At 40.6% G+C, this 1,345-nt stretch carries 1 protein-coding gene; it reads right to left on the minus strand.

Annotated features, from left to right (window positions below):
- Positions 1–252: 252 nt before the first annotated feature.
- Positions 253–660, minus strand: coding sequence for a GNAT family N-acetyltransferase (locus tag EYW48_RS21115; protein ID WP_277433041.1), 408 nt, complete (start codon positions 658–660; stop codon positions 253–255).
- Between the last annotated feature and the right edge of the window lie 685 nt (positions 661–1,345).

A 1,345-nucleotide genomic window follows, 5' to 3' on the forward strand; every position in this document is an offset into this window, starting at 1 on the left:
CTTGAAAACGATCAATCTCAGGTTGTTCAAGAATCCATTTCGACCAAGCCAACCTGCCGAAAACACGGAACAAATTATCAATGAAATCGTAGCTTTGACCTTAAAAACTCATCCAACACATAACGCCAAATTAAGGTGTGAACAACGCTACCACCTTACCTAAACCATTGTGCCATAAACACTAAACTGACTTGAAGTGACGGCGCCAAGCGTTGTGAATCACTCTTAAATTTATTGTTATGTTTGTGGTTCTTACACCCACGAAACAGACATTTTGAAGTACGCTACATTTGATTTGTAAAACTCTTCACCTTCAACACACAACCCAAACTTCTGATAGAAAGACAGTGCTGAAGTTCGTGCGTCACACCAGAAATAGCTCACATTTTCTCGCTTCAAATCACGCACCAGCTTCTCGATGACCTTAGTACCAATTCCTTGCCCTTGGTATTCAGACAGAGTAGCAAATTTTCTGAGCCTAGCTTCATGACCATTGTTATAAACGGATGCCACACAAACCAGTTTCCCACCAATAAATACGCCATAGTGAGTAGCAGAGTCATCCCCTTCGACTTCGCAGAATGAAGGCGATTTATTAGGCCATAAAACAAGATGCCTAATGGGTAAAACCTCTGCTGTGGTAACCTTTCGTATATCCATATTTCCTCAAAAAACATAACGCCCAATTAAGTGGTGAACAACGCACTGGCCAAGCCACTGCATTGCACCGTAAACACTTTACCTGACGCATAGTAAAACTGCCACGCGTTGAGAATCCACTTAAATTGTTTGTTATGTGAATTTTACCGTGAATTCAAAGTAAACCACCGTAGAAACGAAGGAATTTTAATAAGTTACGTGAAAAACCAATGCTTACCAAAACCTAAATTTCACAGCGATCTTAGCCAAAGAGAGCCACTTGCAGAATCAACAACAAAGAAAGCGCCCTTTCAGCTACAACAAAACCTTTTGCTTCACCAGATTTTCAGAGTTGAATATCAGCAAGCAAATCAGTCAAAAAGACATTTCAATTAAAGCGATTTGAAACTGACGAAATTCAACACAAACCAGATCCAAAACTCAATTGAGGCAGCCCAAGAACCTTAAAAACGATCAATCTCAGGTTGTTCAAGAATCCATTTCGACCAAGCCAACTTGCCGAAAATACGGAACGAATTCTCAATGAAATCGTAGCTTTGACCTTAAAAACTCATCCAACACATAACGCCCAATTAAGTGGTGAACAACGCACTGACCAAGCCGCCGCATTGCACCGTAAAACACTTTACCTAACGCATAGTAAAACTGCCACGCGTTGAGAATCCACTTGAATTGCTTGTTATGT

Source organism: Vibrio sp. 1180_3 (genome assembly GCF_029478545.1).
GTDB classification, from domain to species: domain Bacteria; phylum Pseudomonadota; class Gammaproteobacteria; order Enterobacterales; family Vibrionaceae; genus Vibrio; species Vibrio aestuarianus.

Coding starts and splice junctions, on each gene's coding strand:
- EYW48_RS21115 (WP_277433041.1), bottom strand. CDS start 660: ATGGATATACGAAAGGTTACCACAGCAGAGGTTTTACCCATTAGGCAT.